The organism is bacterium (assembly GCA_029210965.1).
GTDB lineage: Bacteria > BMS3Abin14 > BMS3Abin14 > BMS3Abin14 > BMS3Abin14 > JALHUC01.
The window spans coordinates 22,959-37,833 of record JARGFZ010000016.1; the positions used below are offsets into that span (position 1 = coordinate 22,959).

Sequence of the window (14,875 nt, forward strand, 5' to 3'; positions counted from 1 at the left end):
ATTGACAACAATGGATATTTGCCTAGCGTTTCTTGCGTGATTTGACCCAGTAGGTGGCGGGCATCCCCGATCTGTCAACGTCCACTGCGGTCAGATCGAGGATGTCAAAGGAGTCGCCCAGGAGATAGCGGATACCATATTCGGTAAAGCGCCAGTAGTCGTGAGGAGCGAGATGGGGTGCCTGTCTGAAAGGCAGGCCCAGGAGAAAAATCCCCCCCGGCTTGAGTATCCTGGTCATCTCGGCCAGGCCACTGCGGTAGTCGTCGACATGCTCCAACACCCCGCTGCAGTATACGCAATCGTAGGTTGCGTCCTCGATCTGAGGCATGGAGCGGACATCCAGCACAAGGTCACTGCCGAACTCATCACTTACTTCAGATGTCGTGTAGGACGCGGCGTCGGGAAAATAGTCCCTGTAGACCCCCCCCTGGCGGTCTGAATCGTGCCCCGCTCCGATGGACAGAACGTCACCCGCGATGTCGCGGCAGTGAATACGCAGCCATCTATTGCTTTGAAAACGCGTGCGGGTAGGAGACCCCTTCAGGGCACTGCGCAATGAATAGTACCAGGCATATTGCTTCAACTGTTTTCTCTTTCAGTCAGGCAAAACATTGAGGTTGACCACCGGTGTTCTTTTACCATCTGGCATTGAAAAGGACCAAGGAAAAATATTTTATTTAACGGTGCGGTGGCCGGTGCACGTTCCGTCACGGCAAAGGCCAGGTAACCCCCCTCGTTGACAGAACACCCCTTTTACGTCTAAAAGTTTACCTTCAACGCCCACTGAGGCCGCAAAGCGCAAAAGGTGCCCGGGAAATGCTCCTTTCCGTCAAATACAATTTTCTTTTTGTCCACATCGCAAAAACCGGGGGGACCAGCGTAAGAGCGGCCCTGGAGCCGCTGCGCTGGAAAGATCCGCTTTACATACCGCAGTTCCTGGCAAGCCGCCTGAGCCACCTCACCGGGCATCGCATCGCAAGCAAGCTACCGCGCCACGCCAGGATCATCGCCGCAAAGGAGATGCTTCCCAGGGAGCTTTTCGACAAGCTCTTCAAATTCGCCTTCGTACGCAACCCCTGGGACCTGCAGGTGAGTTCCTGGCATCACTTGAAGCGGGAACGGCCGCACCTCGTGGAGAAGATCCCGGATTTTTCGGAGTTCATCCGTTGGAAACTGGATCCTGACAGGCCCTACCAATACCACGTGGACACATCAATAGAACTCCAGGTGGACTACCTCAAGGATCTGGACGGCACGATCCTGGTGGATTTCATAGGAAAGTATGAAAATCTGCTGGCCGACTATGAAGAAGCCTGCAGGCAGATCGGTATCAAGCCGCCTCCCCTGCCCCATAAAAGACAGGCAAAGGGCCGGTCCGACTACCACGAATACTACGACGAGGACACAGCCCGCCTTGTGGCTGAATTTTTCAAACCGGATATCAACGCCTTCGGATATACGTTCTAAGCACTTCGGCCTCAGCCGCAGCCAGCAGCAGGGAGGGAGGCCGGAGGATCCTGAAACCAAACCACGTTGTAAGATGCCGGGGCTGCAAAGCCGAAGCCATGACAACTGTTTGAAGGAACACCCGGAATGTCACCTATGAGCATGATCAGAAAAGCAGACGTCAGCCTGGTGTGCCGCGGGATGGACGGAGGCATCGGTACCTACACACTCAACATGTATAAAGGTCTGAGTAAGAAAGGGTACCGGGTGCACCTTGTCTGCCTCGAGCGCGACCTGCAATACCTGGAAAATCGCCTTCCGGAATCGGATATCCTTATCACTTCGTCCCCGGATTATCGGAAAGGCGTTTCCTGTATGGGCAGGTACCTTGAGGCTGCGCAACCGAAAGTGCTCATCACACCTCAACTCCGTCCGACCATCATTGCTCTTCGCGCCAGGGCCGCATTCAACCCGGGAACCAGGATTTATCCTGTTATCCATTCCACCTACAGTGAGGAGTTCAGGCACCTTCCAGTGTCAAAGAGGTTCTTCAGACTCCTTCGATTACGATACCATTACAAGAAGTGCGATGGCATAATCGCCGTATCAGCCGGTGCGGCCGGGGATTTTACCAGGATGACCGGGATCTCCGAAAGCGCAGTTTCAGTCGTTTACAACCCTGTCAACACCAGTGAGATCCTGTCCAGGGCAGCCCAGCCGCTGCACCACCCCTGGTTTAATAATGGACAGCCGCCTGTCGTCCTCGGCATCGGTCGGCTGGTTTGGGAGAAGAATTTTCAGATGCTCATAGAAGCCTTCGAAATAGTCCGCTCCCGGATTGCTTCCCGCCTAATGATACTGGGTGATGGGCCGCACAGGCAAAAGCTTGAACGCAGGATACAGGCTTCACCTTTTTCAGGTGATATCAGTATGCCGGGCCGTGTTCCCAATCCCTACCAGTTCATCAGGAGATCGGCTCTGTTAACGCTATCATCCAATTATGAGGGGCTTCCTACCGTGCTCATTGAAGCCCTGGCAAGCGGCACCCCCGTGGTGTCCACGGACTGCCCGAACGGACCGAGGGAGATACTCAAAGACGGCAAATATGGACAAATAGTATCTGTGAATAAGCCGGAGAAACTCGCCGATGCCATGATCCAAACATTGGGTAGTCCCCTTTCTTCTAAAGTGCTGAAAAAAAGGGCCTTAAATTTTGACATTGACTCTTCAGTCGCTAATTACCTGAGGCTTTTCGGGCTGACCGATGGATCCTGAAGCACCTGAAAACCCCGCTGCAGTTCATAAACATGCTGCAGCCCCGGCCAGGGCTTTCGATGTAAGAAAACTGGCCATATTTCTCCCTTCCTTCGAAATGGGTGGGGTTGAGCGCATGATGGTAAACCTGGCCAGGGGGTTCGCCTCCATCGGGCATTACCCCGATTTCGTCGTTAAAAACGCTGGCAGCCCGTATCTCGCGGATCTCCCGGACGAGGTGAATTTGATCGAACTCGATAATTTACACCGTGATTCAGTGGCAGCTGCGGCTCTTTATCTGGATCACGCCGCTCCCCACGCGATACTCACATCCAAGGAGGAGAACGACGAGATTGCCGTCAGGGCAAAAGAGAGATCGGGAGCCAGGACGCGCATTGTCATGAGGCTGCCGGTTCACGTGACCAGCAGGCTCAAGTTCAAGCGGCGAGGGCCGGTCAAAACCTGGATCACATACACGAAGCTTAAAAAGATTCTGAGCAAAGCCGATTCTCTTGTTGCCGTTTCTCAAGGTGTCGCCCAAGACATATCCGGCATCACTGGGATCCCGTTGGAAAAGATCAGGGTGATCCGCAACCCGGTCATCACACCGGAGCTGAAAGACCTGGCAACGGCTCCCGTCGATCACGAATGGTTATTACAAAAGAACACTCCTGTTCTGCTGGGGATCGGGCGTTTGGGGCGCCAGAAAAATTTTGAGTTTCTCGTTAAAGCTTTCAATGAAATGAGGAGCAGGATAGACTGTCGTCTTATCATCCTCGGTGAAGGCCGACGACGATCCAGTCTCGAAAAACTTGTCAGTCGACTGGGGCTTAATGAATATGTTGAACTTCCGGGATTTGTGGTCAACCCTTTCGCCTATTTAGCCAGATCAGACCTTTTTGTACTTTCATCTCTGTGGGAAGGTTCCCCTAATGTCCTGGCAGAGGCCCTGGCCCTGGGAATCCCGGTTGTATCCACTGACTGCGACAGCGGCCCCCATGAGATCCTTCAGGAGGGCAGATACGGCAGGTTGGTCCCGGTCAATGATATTGAAAAACTGGCCGATGCCATGATCTGTACCCTTTCCAACCCGCTGGAACCTGCGACACTCAAGGAAGCGGTGACGGAATATAATATCGTGAGCGCTGCCAGAGCCTATGTGAATATTCTCATGTCCGACGGCAGTTTTGGATAAAGCCGTTTGAAAAAGCCGGGGCTTGAAACAAACCGGTTGGATTTTGACCTGCCTTTAACAAGTGAGTGTGACAATGCTTAAGAACCTTCAAGACAGGCTGCTGGGTGTGCAAAAACCGGGGATCATTTTCGTACACATCCCCAAGACCGGCGGCAGCAGCATTTCAACTGCTCTTCGTAAACACTACCGCCTTTCAAAATTCAACATCAAATCGGAAGCCACCTCCCTGGCAGTACAGAAAAGGTACGGGATCACCAGCGTGGACCAGGATTACGATGAAACCCTTCAGGAATTCAGGCTTTCGCTGATTTTCCATGAAGCCCAGATTGGAAAACGGTTCATAACAGGCCATTTCTGGGCGAACGAAAACCTGGGAATCCTCAAGCCGCTTGGTTACAGTATCATCACCTGCCTTCGCAACCCCGTTGACAGGTGGCTCTCTCATTTCCTTTACAGCCGCTACAAGGAAGGGTCCTATGGACGGATCGAACAGGACGTTGAAGAATTTCTTGAAAGTCAACAGGCCACCGCCTTTGCCACGACATATGTGAGGTATTTCGGCGGGACCAGGCCGGACAGGGATTATACGACCAGGTCGGCTGTGGAGGGCGCCATTGCCAATCTCGACATGTTCGACATTGTGGGGTTTCTCGACCGTCTGGACGATTTCCGCTTACAGGTCCAGAAAAGCACAGGTTTCAAACTGCGATCGGAACATAAACGCCGTTCCCCTGCCGACCCGCTGGTCAAGAAAAAAATCAAGGAATCCAGGGAATTTTGAAATTCTGTGGAAAGGCTTTGCGAACCAGACATGGAGGTTTATGAGCAAGCTCTCCTCAAATTTCCTCACCGGAACACGATTTAACCGGTTCACCCATCAGGATAGTCCTTCGTGTGCGGGATAACTGGTATTTTCAGAAGGTCAGAGGGGGGCCCGTCAGGGCACCTGGAGGCCTCTGTCGGGAAACTGTCCCACCGTGGCCCTGATGACAGAGGGTACTACCTCCATGGTTCGCTGGGAATGGGTCATACGAGGCTTTCCATTATCGACCTGGAGGGAGGCCGACAACCCCTTTACGCCGGTAATGAAAGTCTGGTCCTGATAGCCAATGGTGAGATCTACAACTACATTGAACTCCGCCGGAATCTGAAAAAACTCGGACATGAGTTCCTAACGCAATCGGATTCTGAGGTGATCCTGCACGCCTATGAGGAATACGGGGAAGACTTCCTCCCCCGCCTTCGGGGGATGTTCGCCTTTGCGCTCTTCGATAAGCGCCTGCAGAGGTTGCTCCTGGCAAGGGATCGGATAGGGATCAAACCAATGTTCCTGGCCGGGCTGCCTGACGGAGTGGCATTTTCGTCCGAGCTAAAGTCCCTCATCCCGCTCCTGGGCAATGCCCCCGAAATCGATCCGGATGGCCTTCTCCAGTACATCCAGAACCAGTTTTCATCAGGGTCCACCACGATCCTGAAAGGTGTGGAGCGAGTGCTCCCGGGTGAGGCTGTCCGCATCGAGCGCGGCCGGATAAACCGCCGATGGCGTTACTGGTCGGCGCTGGACGTAAAACCGGAAGAAATGGATCAGATGGAAGCTCAGGAAAGGTTCGACGCCATCATGGAAACGGCTATGGTGCAGCACATGCGCTCGGATGTGCCCTTTGGCCTTTTCCTGTCCGGAGGTGCGGATTCGGCGATCCTGCTGGCCCTGCTGAGCCACTTCAAGGGCGAGCCGATCAGGACCTTTTCGGTAGGGTTCCCGGGAACGCGGCTGACCAGTGAACTGCCGGCCGCCGGACGGATGGCCCGCCGGTTTTCAAGCATCCACACCCAGATCACACCTTCTGAAAAAGATATTTTCAATATTCTCCCCCTTACTGTATGGGCGGCTGACGACCTTATGCGGGATTATGCGAACATGCCAACGGCCATTCTTTCAGCCACCGCAGCCCAGGAACTGAAGGTCGTTTTCTCCGGCGAAGGCGGGGACGAAGTCTTTGCCGGGTATGGGCGGTACAGATCGTCTCCATCAGAACGTTTTGTTAAAAATCTTATCTTCCCTGGCTCAGGCGGGTTTCGGACCCGTGGGGATCTGCGCCGCCGCTGGCCCCGAAAACTGCTTCAGAAACCTTTTTTGGACTCGGTTCAGTCTGCCAGAAGTCCCTTCGTGAAGGCCTGGTCTGAAACTCCCCGCTCCTGGAGCGATCTTGAAAGGATGCAATACGTTGACCTTGTCACGGCCCTTCCGGACAACCTTCTCGTCAAGGCGGACCGCATGATGATGGCTTTCGGTCTTGAAGGCCGGGTCCCCTTTCTGGATCACCGGGTTGTCGAGTTCGGTCTTTCCCTGCCCGACCACTTGAAGGTCGAGCGCGGGAATGGCAAATTGTTTCTGAGGAAATGGGCACTGCAATATCTGCCGCCGGAGCACCTCGATACCCCCAAGAAAGGGTTTCATGTTCCTGTGGGTGAGTGGCTGAATACAAGTTTCCTGGATGGGCTCCGAAAAACACTGCCCCGCGATGCCGGGGTCACCCGGTGGTTCAAACCTGAGGGAATCCTTGAGCTTATAAACCATTGCGGAAGTTCGCCGGTATCGGGCCGGGTGCTCTGGTCAATCATTCAGTTCGCTCTCTGGCACAGGATCTTCATCGAGGGATCAGGCGAGCGCCCACCCGAATCTATAAACCCGATGGATATATTAAACTGACTGGTACTCTCCAATGGAATATTCTTTTCACAAAACGATCGTGACAAATGTCGACAACTGATCCTGGTAAACGCATAGGCATCTTCATGTCTTTTTCAGGTGAGGGCGGGGTTGAGAGGATGGTGTCCAACCTGGCCCAGGGCATGCTCGACGCCGGATACCAGGTAGACTTCGTCCTGGCCAGGGCACAGGGCAGACACCTTGCTTCCATTCCCGACGGCGTCCGCCTCATTAAGCTCGATAAACGGCACACGCTTGGGGCTTTGCCAGGCTTGACCGCCTACCTCAGGAGAGAAAAACCTTCAGCTCTGCTGGCAGCCAAGGACCGGGCTATCAGAGTCGCCATACTGGCGCGTTTTTTCGCCCGGTCCGATGTATTTCTAGCCGGGCGCATCGGCACCACTGTTTCGGCGGCCCTCGAAGGACGCAACCTGTTGAAACGAATATTCTGGCACCTGGGTATGAAATTCTTTTACAGGTTTACGGACCTTATTGTAGCCGTGTCGGAAGGGGTTGCAAAAGATGTCATACAGATCACTTCTCTACCGGCTAGCCAGGTTACCGTGATCAGCAACCCCGTTATAACACCTGTGCTTCAACAGTTGGCCGAAGAACCAGTGTCATATCCATGGTTCGAGGACCTGACAATACCGATTATCATGGGTATGGGACGCTTAACCCGGCAAAAGGACTTTACCACCCTTATAAAGGCATTTGCCATAGTAAGAGAAACGAGAAAATGCCGCCTCCTGATCCTGGGAGAAGGGGCGGACAGGAAAGATATCGAAACTTTGGCAATAGAACTGAAAATATGTGATGACGTCAACTTGCCGGGCTTTAAGAGTAACCCATACGCCTATCTTGCCAAGAGTTCACTTTTTGTACTTTCCTCCAGGTGGGAGGGGTCTCCCAACGCCCTGACTGAAGCCCTGGCATTGGGCCGGCCTGTGGTATCTACAGATTGTCCGAGCGGGCCCAGTGAGATTCTGCAGGACGGTAAATACGGCAAACTGGTTCCTGTGGGCGATGTCTGTTCCATGGCCGCAGCCATGTCCCTGACCCTCGATTCACCGCCGGAAAGCGAATATTTAAGAGGGGCCGTCGAGGAATATTCGGTTCAGAAAAGTACTGCTTCCTATCTCAAGGCCATGGGCCTTAATTGAGTCCATTTGAAATTTACTTTTTTCCAGTATGACGCCAACCGTGCCGTCCCGTCACCATGCGGAACCATGCTCATGCAGGTGAAGGCCTGAAGGTTCACTGCAGCACTATACTCTGGTCACTTTCGCAAAACTGATCACAAGTGGGCCTGTATCCTTCTGAAAGATTTGAGAAGGTTCTAGTATAGTGGTGCAGTACTCCTCAGGGTCAAGGGAGGAGATCAGGCTGCGGCAGCCATCTTGCGCTGATTCCTGATAATAATCATCGAAGACAACAACTGTCTTTTCACCGATGACCGACTGCAGGTTCTTCCAGTCCGCCATTATCGTTTCTTCGGAGTGTCCGCCATCGATAAAAATAAAGTCCATAGGGATCAAGGCATGTTCCGTTTTCGAGAAATTGGGAATGCTTTCATGGGAACACCCCTGGAACAGGTAGATGTTGGCACCGGTAGATGTCAACTGAAGGCGGACCTGCTCCATCGGGAGGGGCATTTTGTCGGCAGTCTTTTCTTTTTCAGCAACTTCGAGGGTGACTTGGTCGAAAATATCAAAACCAAAATATTCTATTCTGCTGGAAGCATGATGCATCATCGCTGTCCGGATCATCCTTTTTGAGTTCCTGCCGTTGTAGACCCCCACCTCCAGGATACGCCTTGCTTTTATTGAATCGACCTCAAGCAGCAGGTGCTTGTACCGGCTGTTTTTCAGCCTTCCGATCGTTCTTTTATACCAGAGCCTGGCTAACCACTTCTTCATAATCTCCCCCTTTACGGGCCCGAGGCAGGGCTTAATTCCGAATGACACTCCTGGTGGATGATCCCGGCCGCGCCATACTCACTCTAACATGTTGGAGATCATCTTCAATCTGCCGGCGACCCGCCTGGAGAAAAGCCCGGTGAGGGAGGCGACAGCATAGCGAAAGACGGTTTCCACCTTCCAACTCAGAAACTTCCACTTCAACGGCCTTGTCCACACCTCGAAGCTGACATAATCGTATTTTCTCGAAAAAAGGTACAGGTCTTTCGGGCCCGGCACTGGACCGGTCCTCTTGGCGCCGGACCTCAATGACCTGAGTTTCCTTATTGCGTAGCTGCCGGGATAACGCCGTTGGACAAAGTTGCCATAGATCTCGAATTCGCTGAAACCCATTGCACTGAGGTGTTCATCCTCCACCAGGTCGAGGATGGTCATGGGCCAGCTGCCGGTGCCCCCCTTTTGGCTGATCACATCTATCAATTGCTGCATGTACTCTTTTCTGACCATCAGGTGCTCTGAAATAAAGGAAAAATCAACCAGCCGATCGATAAGCAGAAGTTTCCTGATGGTGTCAAAATAGGGTTGGTGGTACCTGTCGGCGGGGTTCATGAGGGGTGTCCCGTCAGGGTTGAAAAAGGATAAAGGCTGAAGCATGATCGTATCGCTGTCCCAGATGAGGTAATGATTGGACACCTCCGGGAGATGACACATGGACATTTTGAGGAATTGCTGGAAGTACCAGCCCGCCCTGGCGGGATCCGCTCCCCTGCGGGTAAAATATTCCCTGAGGGTACCGATATCGATCCCCTCGATGAGTTTATCCTCATCGATCATCACGAGGGGCGGCCCTTTTCCTTTCAGCATCCCGAAGTATTCAAAGTTCCGGGATGCTGTGATCACATAGATTTTTTCGGGTCTGGAAAAGGTCTGCAGTGACCTGATAGCCATCGTGGCGACTTTCTGGTGGTGAGGTCCTGCGCAAACGACAGCGTCGAATATCATATAGAAACCTTTGCTGAAGTAAAAAAAATGGCTGAACGCGTTTTGATGCCGGCGGCTTTCCTGATGACAAATATCCGGTTGAAGATCAGGGCCCCGGCCATCTTCCGGATCTGCCGAGCGTCCAGCGCATGGTCATCTGCATGAATATGCGATTCCCGTCAAGTTTCACGTCTACTTGTGGACCCGGTAATTATCCAGATAGTCCAGGACTTCCGCCGCGTTGGCCAGGGCCGTACCCCTGGAGCCCTCGTGGACCAGTTTTGCCGTCCTTCCCGCGGCGAGACGCTCTGCCCGGTTCAGGAAAAGCTTTCTGATCTCTGAAGACAGAGCTTTCCCGTCATCGCACACACGACATCCCCCCTTTTCCGCGAGAGACGCGGCGATATCCCTGAAGTTGTGAACATGAGGACCCGTCAGGACAGGAACACCGTGCATGGCCGGTTCCAGAAGGTTGTGCCCACCAACCGGTACCAGACTTCCTCCCACGAAAGCCACGTCAGCCCGAGCGTAGAACCCGTCCAGTACCCCCATGGCGTCAACGAGCACAACATCCCCATCAACAGCATTACCCTTAAGGATATCTGAGTACCTGGTGAAAAGTACACCTTCCTTTTTCAGAAGCCAGGACACCTCGTCGAACCGTTCCGGGTGTCGGGGAACAAGGGCGAGAAGGAGGTCTTTCCCTTTAAGTCTCCTTATCGCTTCCAGGACGACCTCCTCCTCTCCGGCGTGAGTGCTGCCGGCCACCACCAGTCCCACGCCGCATCCGCTTTTTACCCGAGCCCCTTTGCCAGGGCCGCGGTCCTGTGTCTGGACGGCGTTGGCGAAGGGGCGACAACCACCGTCTGGAAAGGTGAAGGGAATTGGATCGAACCGCTTTGGGAGATCGGTTTTCCGCACTCCCTGGGACTTCTCTATTCAGCGTTCACCTACTACCTCGGTTTCAGGGTTAATTCGGGGGAATACAAGGTCATGGGCCTGGCCCCCTATGGAGAACCGCGTTTTGTCGATACAATACGCACCCACATGGTCGACATCAAGCCGGACGGGACCTTTCGGCTGGACATGAAATACTTCAACTACATCACCGGCCTGACCATGACCAGCGAAAAGTTCCACCGCCTTCTGGGCGAACCGCCTCGTAAACCGGAATCTTTATTGAGCCAGTTCCACATGGATGTTGCCCGCTCCATCCAGGAGGTCATTGAGGAGATCGTCCTGCTCCTCGGCAAAACTGTTTTCAGGGAAACAGGGGAGAGGTACCTGTGCATGGGCGGCGGTGTCGCTTTGAACTGCGTGGCGAACGGACGACTGCTCAGAGAGGGCCCCTTTGAGGACATCTGGATCCAACCCGCCGCTGGCGATGCTGGGGGCGCCCTTGGAGCCTGCCTTGCCATCTGGCACCAGTACCACAACAACCCCAGACAGTGTGATGGAACACATGATTCCATGTTCGGGTCGTACCTGGGGCCGCGTTTTACGGACACGGCAATAACCGGGCAGCTTGACCCCTTGGGGGCCGTATTCTCAAGATTGGATGATCCGGAGCTCATGGATCGCCTTGCCGGGATTCTGGAAGATGGCAAGATCATCGGGTGGTTTCAGGGCCGCATGGAGTTCGGCCCCAGAGCTCTGGGAAGCCGTTCCATCCTGGGGGATCCCCGCAACAAGGCCATGCAGTCAGTCATGAACCTGAAGATCAAGTTCAGGGAATCTTTCCGCCCCTTCGCCCCCTCGGTAATGGCTGAAAGGGTCTCCGATTATTTCGACATAGACAGACCGAGCCCTTACATGCTGCTTGTCGCTCCAGTCCGTGAAGACAGACGCCTGCCTATGACCGGGGAGCAGAACCGGCTTTTCGGCATCGAAAAACTCAATGTCCCCCGTTCCCAGATCCCCGCCGTTACCCATGTGGACTATTCAGCGCGCATTCAAACGGTGCACGAAGACACGAATCCGCGCTACCACGACATTCTTTGGGCCTTCGAGGAAAGGACAGGCTGCCCGGTACTTGTTAACACCTCTTTCAACGTTCGTGGTGAACCGATCGTGGGGTCCCCGGCGGATGCCTACACGTGTTTCATACGAACCGACATGGACTGCCTTGTGGTGGAGAACTTTTTATTGATGAAGGAAGACCAGCCGGTATGGAAGGAAGAACGGGACTGGCGGGAAAACCTGGAACTGGATTGACAATGGAAGTGAACGACCGGCCAGACAACAAGGAGCTGAGAAACTTCGGCCTTACCTCTGCCATCATCGTGGTCCTGCTGTTCGGATTGGGTCTGCCCTGGCTGCGAGGCCACGGGTGGCCCCGCTGGCCGTGGTACCTGAGCGGCGCCCTCGGGGTAGCAGGACTTGCAGCTCCTGCGGCCCTGGGTCCGGTTTACAGGGTGTGGATGAAGTTCGGCCACATCATGGGCCGCGTAAATTCTACCATTATACTGACCGTCGTATTCTTCGTCGTCTTCACTCCGGTCGGGCTCATCATGAGGATCCTGAACCGGGACATACTGAATCGGAAGTTCGACAAGGAGACGGACAGCTACAGGGTTGCCAGCCAACCCTCCAACACAAAGAAACTGGAGAGACCCTTCTGATGTTTGATCTGATAAAAGACCTCTGGGCGTTCCTCAAGGAGCGCAAGAAGTTCTGGCTTCTGCCCATCATCCTGGTACTGCTGCTTCTGGGGGTGCTCATCGTCCTCACTCAGGGTTCAGCCATAGCCTCATTCATTTACACCCTTTTCTAGCAGCGTGTCGGGAAACCGTCCCACGCTGCTAGATATGTTCGCCGGAAGGCGTGTCCTTTAATAAAGGCGATTCTAACTGCTTAATTTACCTGGTCTTTTAAGAACGCTATTTTCCGGCAAACTCCAGCTAGGAGCCTGAATGGGGTTCTCCGACAGGCTCCTAGGGACGGGGCGGGTTTAATGGGTGCCGTCGGCCGGGAATGAGGGGCACAACCCCTTTTTCCGAGCAGGCAAGGAGCGCATCCCGCACGACTTCATGTCCTTCGAGCGTAAAGTGGACACTGTCCCGCGCAAGGAACAGCTCCTCCATATCCTCCCTTGCCGCGAAAGCGTCGTAGGGATCGCAGTAGGCGATCTCGAGGTCTCCGAGGATCCTTAACAGGGATCTTCTGGGCAGGGAAAATTCCTCGGGATCTCTCAGATCATTGCGCTCTGGAAAGATCACAAAGACAAAGTAGATCCCACGCCGGTCCATCATCGACCTTGAAGGCCCTGATCTCCCCGCGCAGTCGTTCACGGTTGGGGGTGATGCTCCAGTACTCCACGACGGACCGCATCCACCTGGTGTGATAGTTCTTCATTTCCTCTTCGCTTGTACCGAGCACCTTGACCAGATCCCTGACGTATTCCACCAGCTTTCCCGCGTAGGTGCGGTCCAGGGCCTGCTGGATCTTGCTGAGCCACTGAGGCTTGAAAAACCAGCCTTTGGTTCCCTTGCTGTTTTCAACACTTCCGCCTTTCACCAGCCGCCGCTCCGGCGGCTCTCCCCCTTTCGTTCTGATGTCGTTGAGGGTAAAACCCACGAAGACCAGATCCGGTTCGATCCCCATGAACCCGAGCTTGGCCAGGGCAAGATAGTGGCCGAAAGTATAAAAGTTCACACCCATGTTGAGGAACTCGATCCCGGCATCTTTTACCCGGTCATCTTCACCAAGCAGGTCTGTGAAGCGATCCTCCTCCCGCACCCCGGCGCCAAAAACAACGGAATCACCAACAACTGCGATCCTGCGCCGGGCTCCGGATCCGGTCAGGAACGGACCGTCCCGGAACCCCGTTTCGTTGATCCTCAGCTCGATGTCGTTGTAGGATCCCCCAACGAAGCGGCCTTGAAAACCGGGCGTATAAAGATAACCCAGCGAAGGATGATGAACATAAAGTCCCGCCGGATATCCGTAACTACCGATGAACCTGGCATCCGTGAAGGTGAACAGGACAAAACCGGCCGCCTGCAAAAGGATGAACAGAAACAGCAGCCAGAGGATCGCCAGAAAGGTCCTGCGCACAAGAATATTTTTCATTACCGGTCCTTTGAAAAAGTCATTGTCGCAAACGGATCAAGGGATCAGGGTTGTGAAGACTCCGCATGAAAAACCGGGGAAACCTGGACGATACCCGCTTGGCCGCACGAAAGCAGAACATCCTTGATCACCGAGTGCCCCTCAGGTGTGTAATGGACACTGTCGCCCGCCAAAAAGAGGGAATCCACATCCTTCTCAGCGGCAAAGGCGCCGTAGGCGTCGCAATAGTTTATATCAAGCTGCCTCAGCATATCCGTGATGGCCTCCCTGGGGAGGGAATACGCATCCGGATGCTGAAGGTCATTCCTCTCCGGGAAGATCAGGAAGGTGAAGGGGATCCGCTGGTTGGACATTTCCTCCTTGAACTGGCCAAGCTGCCTCATGAGGCTCTCCCGGTTGGCGTCGTCCTTCCAGTATCGGACAGCGGTACGCATCCACTTGGTGTGGTACTCCTCGGTCTTTTCCCTGGTCATCAGTAGAGGCTTCAGGGTCTGCTCGGCATATTCAACAAACCTCCCCGCATAGGTAAGCCCCATGTATTTCTGGATGCGGCCACCCACAAAGGCTTTTGGTACCACTTTTTAACTCTTGCCGGTTCTCCATAACCCTCCGGCGCCTTGACCTGTTTATTGGGCCACACCCGATCCATTTTCTGGATATCGTTGAGGGTAAAACCAACGACCACCATATTGGGCTCAAGTTCCATGTACCGGAGTTTGGCCAGCTCGAGGTAATGGCCGAAATTGTAGGAGTTGACACCCAGGTTCAGGATCTCCACTCCGGCGTCCTTGACTGCCGGGTCGGCCAGCAGCTTTTCCGTGAAACGATCTGCTTGCCTGACACCGGACCCGAACACCACGGAATCACCTATGACCACGACACGCCTGGTCCCCGACGAGGGGGGTCCGAAGGGATCGTCCCGGAAACCGTCCCCGTTGATCGTTAGAGATATCTCCCGATAGGGTCCGCCGGAGAAGTGTCCTGTAAATCCCGGCTTGTAAAGGTAATCCAGTGTGGGGTGCCAGACATAAAGCCCCAGGGGATACCCGTAGCAACCAACCGGTCTGACAGCGGTAAAGTTAAACAGTATGAACCCGGACACTTCCAATAAAAGAAAGACAAACAGGAGCCAGATCGCTGCCAGTACCATTCTTCTCACAAATCGTCTTTTCATGATAATCCTTTACGGAAGTTTGAGTGGGCGACCGACCTGATCCGTCCAAAGCGTTGCGGAATGTAAGGGAAGCGCCGTCATTTTTAGAGTAGCGACTAAATTTCTGTGTTCAACATTAAATAATT

Annotated in this window: 17 protein-coding genes; 9 read left to right on the forward strand and 8 right to left on the reverse strand. The window is 54.0% G+C overall.

Annotation, left to right across the window (positions count from 1 at the left end; all coding sequences use genetic code 11):
* Positions 1-22: 22 nt before the first annotated feature.
* A complete protein-coding gene (locus tag P1S59_08065) occupies positions 23-583 on the reverse strand; it encodes a methyltransferase domain-containing protein (GenBank protein MDF1526205.1) in 561 nt (186 codons plus the stop codon).
* A 233-nt stretch (positions 584-816) separates the two neighbouring features.
* On the opposite strand from P1S59_08065, the gene P1S59_08070 reads away from it, so the two are divergent.
* The 6 genes from P1S59_08070 (at position 817) to P1S59_08095 (ending at position 7,768) form a co-directional block, all read left to right on the forward strand.
* Positions 817-1,467 (forward strand): sulfotransferase family 2 domain-containing protein, encoded by a 651-nt coding sequence (locus tag P1S59_08070; protein MDF1526206.1) that lies wholly within the window; start codon positions 817-819, stop codon positions 1,465-1,467.
* Between the two features lie 141 nt (positions 1,468-1,608).
* Entirely contained in the window at positions 1,609-2,721 is a 1,113-nt protein-coding gene (locus P1S59_08075) for a glycosyltransferase (protein ID MDF1526207.1), read from the forward strand.
* Positions 2,711-3,895, forward strand: a complete 1,185-nt coding sequence (locus P1S59_08080) for a glycosyltransferase (GenBank protein ID MDF1526208.1) — start codon at positions 2,711-2,713, stop codon at positions 3,893-3,895. The genes P1S59_08075 and P1S59_08080 overlap by 11 nt, the downstream gene beginning before the upstream one ends.
* A 73-nt stretch (positions 3,896-3,968) precedes the next feature.
* Positions 3,969-4,676 (forward strand): sulfotransferase family 2 domain-containing protein, encoded by a 708-nt coding sequence (locus P1S59_08085; GenBank protein MDF1526209.1) that lies wholly within the window; start codon positions 3,969-3,971, stop codon positions 4,674-4,676.
* A 111-nt stretch (positions 4,677-4,787) separates the two neighbouring features.
* Positions 4,788-6,605: an asparagine synthase (glutamine-hydrolyzing) gene (gene asnB / locus P1S59_08090; GenBank protein MDF1526210.1), complete on the forward strand. Its 1,818-nt coding sequence runs from the start codon at positions 4,788-4,790 to the stop codon at positions 6,603-6,605.
* Positions 6,606-6,652: 47 nt separating this feature from the next.
* Positions 6,653-7,768: a glycosyltransferase gene (locus P1S59_08095; protein MDF1526211.1), complete on the forward strand. Its 1,116-nt coding sequence runs from the start codon at positions 6,653-6,655 to the stop codon at positions 7,766-7,768.
* 105 nt (positions 7,769-7,873) lie between these two features.
* On the opposite strand, the gene P1S59_08100 is transcribed toward P1S59_08095, so the two are convergent.
* The 3 genes from P1S59_08100 to P1S59_08110 form a co-directional block, all read right to left on the reverse strand.
* The gene (locus tag P1S59_08100; GenBank protein ID MDF1526212.1) at positions 7,874-8,524 is read right to left on the reverse strand and encodes a class I SAM-dependent methyltransferase; all 651 of its coding nucleotides are present in this window, start codon (positions 8,522-8,524) and stop codon (positions 7,874-7,876) included.
* A 78-nt stretch (positions 8,525-8,602) separates the two neighbouring features.
* Entirely contained in the window at positions 8,603-9,472 is an 870-nt protein-coding gene (locus tag P1S59_08105; protein ID MDF1526213.1) for a DUF6492 family protein, read from the reverse strand.
* 225 nt (positions 9,473-9,697) lie between these two features.
* Entirely contained in the window at positions 9,698-10,285 is a 588-nt protein-coding gene (locus P1S59_08110) for a hypothetical protein (GenBank protein ID MDF1526214.1), read from the reverse strand.
* On the opposite strand from P1S59_08110, the gene P1S59_08115 reads away from it, so the two are divergent.
* From P1S59_08115 to P1S59_08125, 3 genes are read left to right on the forward strand one after another with little or no spacing between them, the layout of a single operon-like run.
* Positions 10,256-11,719, forward strand: coding sequence for a carbamoyltransferase C-terminal domain-containing protein (locus P1S59_08115; protein ID MDF1526215.1), 1,464 nt, complete (start codon positions 10,256-10,258; stop codon positions 11,717-11,719). The genes P1S59_08110 and P1S59_08115 overlap by 30 nt on opposite strands.
* Positions 11,674-12,126 carry an SxtJ family membrane protein gene (locus tag P1S59_08120; GenBank protein MDF1526216.1) on the forward strand — a complete coding sequence of 151 codons (453 nt, stop codon included), beginning with the start codon at positions 11,674-11,676 and terminating at the stop codon, positions 12,124-12,126. The genes P1S59_08115 and P1S59_08120 overlap by 46 nt, the downstream gene beginning before the upstream one ends.
* Positions 12,126-12,278: a DUF5989 family protein gene (locus tag P1S59_08125; GenBank protein ID MDF1526217.1), complete on the forward strand. Its 153-nt coding sequence runs from the start codon at positions 12,126-12,128 to the stop codon at positions 12,276-12,278. The genes P1S59_08120 and P1S59_08125 overlap by 1 nt, the downstream gene beginning before the upstream one ends.
* 160 nt (positions 12,279-12,438) lie before the next feature.
* Here the strand turns inward: P1S59_08125 and P1S59_08130 are convergent, their stop codons facing one another.
* The 4 genes from P1S59_08130 to P1S59_08145 are packed head-to-tail and all read right to left on the reverse strand — an operon-like array spanning position 12,439 to position 14,750.
* Complete coding sequence (locus P1S59_08130) at positions 12,439-12,723, reverse strand: hypothetical protein (protein ID MDF1526218.1); 285 nt, start codon at positions 12,721-12,723, stop codon at positions 12,439-12,441.
* Positions 12,701-13,576 (reverse strand): SGNH/GDSL hydrolase family protein, encoded by an 876-nt coding sequence (locus P1S59_08135; GenBank protein MDF1526219.1) that lies wholly within the window; start codon positions 13,574-13,576, stop codon positions 12,701-12,703. The genes P1S59_08130 and P1S59_08135 overlap by 23 nt, the downstream gene beginning before the upstream one ends.
* A 44-nt stretch (positions 13,577-13,620) precedes the next feature.
* Positions 13,621-14,154: an SGNH/GDSL hydrolase family protein gene (locus tag P1S59_08140; GenBank protein ID MDF1526220.1), complete on the reverse strand. Its 534-nt coding sequence runs from the start codon at positions 14,152-14,154 to the stop codon at positions 13,621-13,623.
* Complete coding sequence (locus tag P1S59_08145; protein MDF1526221.1) at positions 14,061-14,750, reverse strand: SGNH/GDSL hydrolase family protein; 690 nt, start codon at positions 14,748-14,750, stop codon at positions 14,061-14,063. The genes P1S59_08140 and P1S59_08145 overlap by 94 nt, the downstream gene beginning before the upstream one ends.
* Between the last annotated feature and the right edge of the window lie 125 nt (positions 14,751-14,875).

What these genes read in the sequence shown, in the direction of transcription:
- P1S59_08085 (MDF1526209.1), top strand. Translation starts at nt 3,969, where the DNA reads ATGCTTAAGAACCTTCAAGACAGGCTGCTGGGTGTGCAAAAACCGGGG.
- P1S59_08070 (MDF1526206.1), top strand. Translation starts at nt 817, where the DNA reads ATGCTCCTTTCCGTCAAATACAATTTTCTTTTTGTCCACATCGCAAAA.
- P1S59_08100 (MDF1526212.1), bottom strand. Translation starts at nt 8,524, where the DNA reads ATGAAGAAGTGGTTAGCCAGGCTCTGGTATAAAAGAACGATCGGAAGG.
- P1S59_08075 (MDF1526207.1), top strand. Translation starts at nt 1,609, where the DNA reads ATGATCAGAAAAGCAGACGTCAGCCTGGTGTGCCGCGGGATGGACGGA.
- P1S59_08105 (MDF1526213.1), bottom strand. Translation starts at nt 9,472, where the DNA reads ATGGCTATCAGGTCACTGCAGACCTTTTCCAGACCCGAAAAAATCTAT.
- P1S59_08095 (MDF1526211.1), top strand. Translation starts at nt 6,653, where the DNA reads ATGTCGACAACTGATCCTGGTAAACGCATAGGCATCTTCATGTCTTTT.
- P1S59_08125 (MDF1526217.1), top strand. Translation starts at nt 12,126, where the DNA reads ATGTTTGATCTGATAAAAGACCTCTGGGCGTTCCTCAAGGAGCGCAAG.
- P1S59_08080 (MDF1526208.1), top strand. Translation starts at nt 2,711, where the DNA reads ATGGATCCTGAAGCACCTGAAAACCCCGCTGCAGTTCATAAACATGCT.
- P1S59_08120 (MDF1526216.1), top strand. Translation starts at nt 11,674, where the DNA reads ATGGAAGGAAGAACGGGACTGGCGGGAAAACCTGGAACTGGATTGACA.
- P1S59_08145 (MDF1526221.1), bottom strand. Translation starts at nt 14,750, where the DNA reads ATGAAAAGACGATTTGTGAGAAGAATGGTACTGGCAGCGATCTGGCTC.
- P1S59_08135 (MDF1526219.1), bottom strand. Translation starts at nt 13,576, where the DNA reads ATGAAAAATATTCTTGTGCGCAGGACCTTTCTGGCGATCCTCTGGCTG.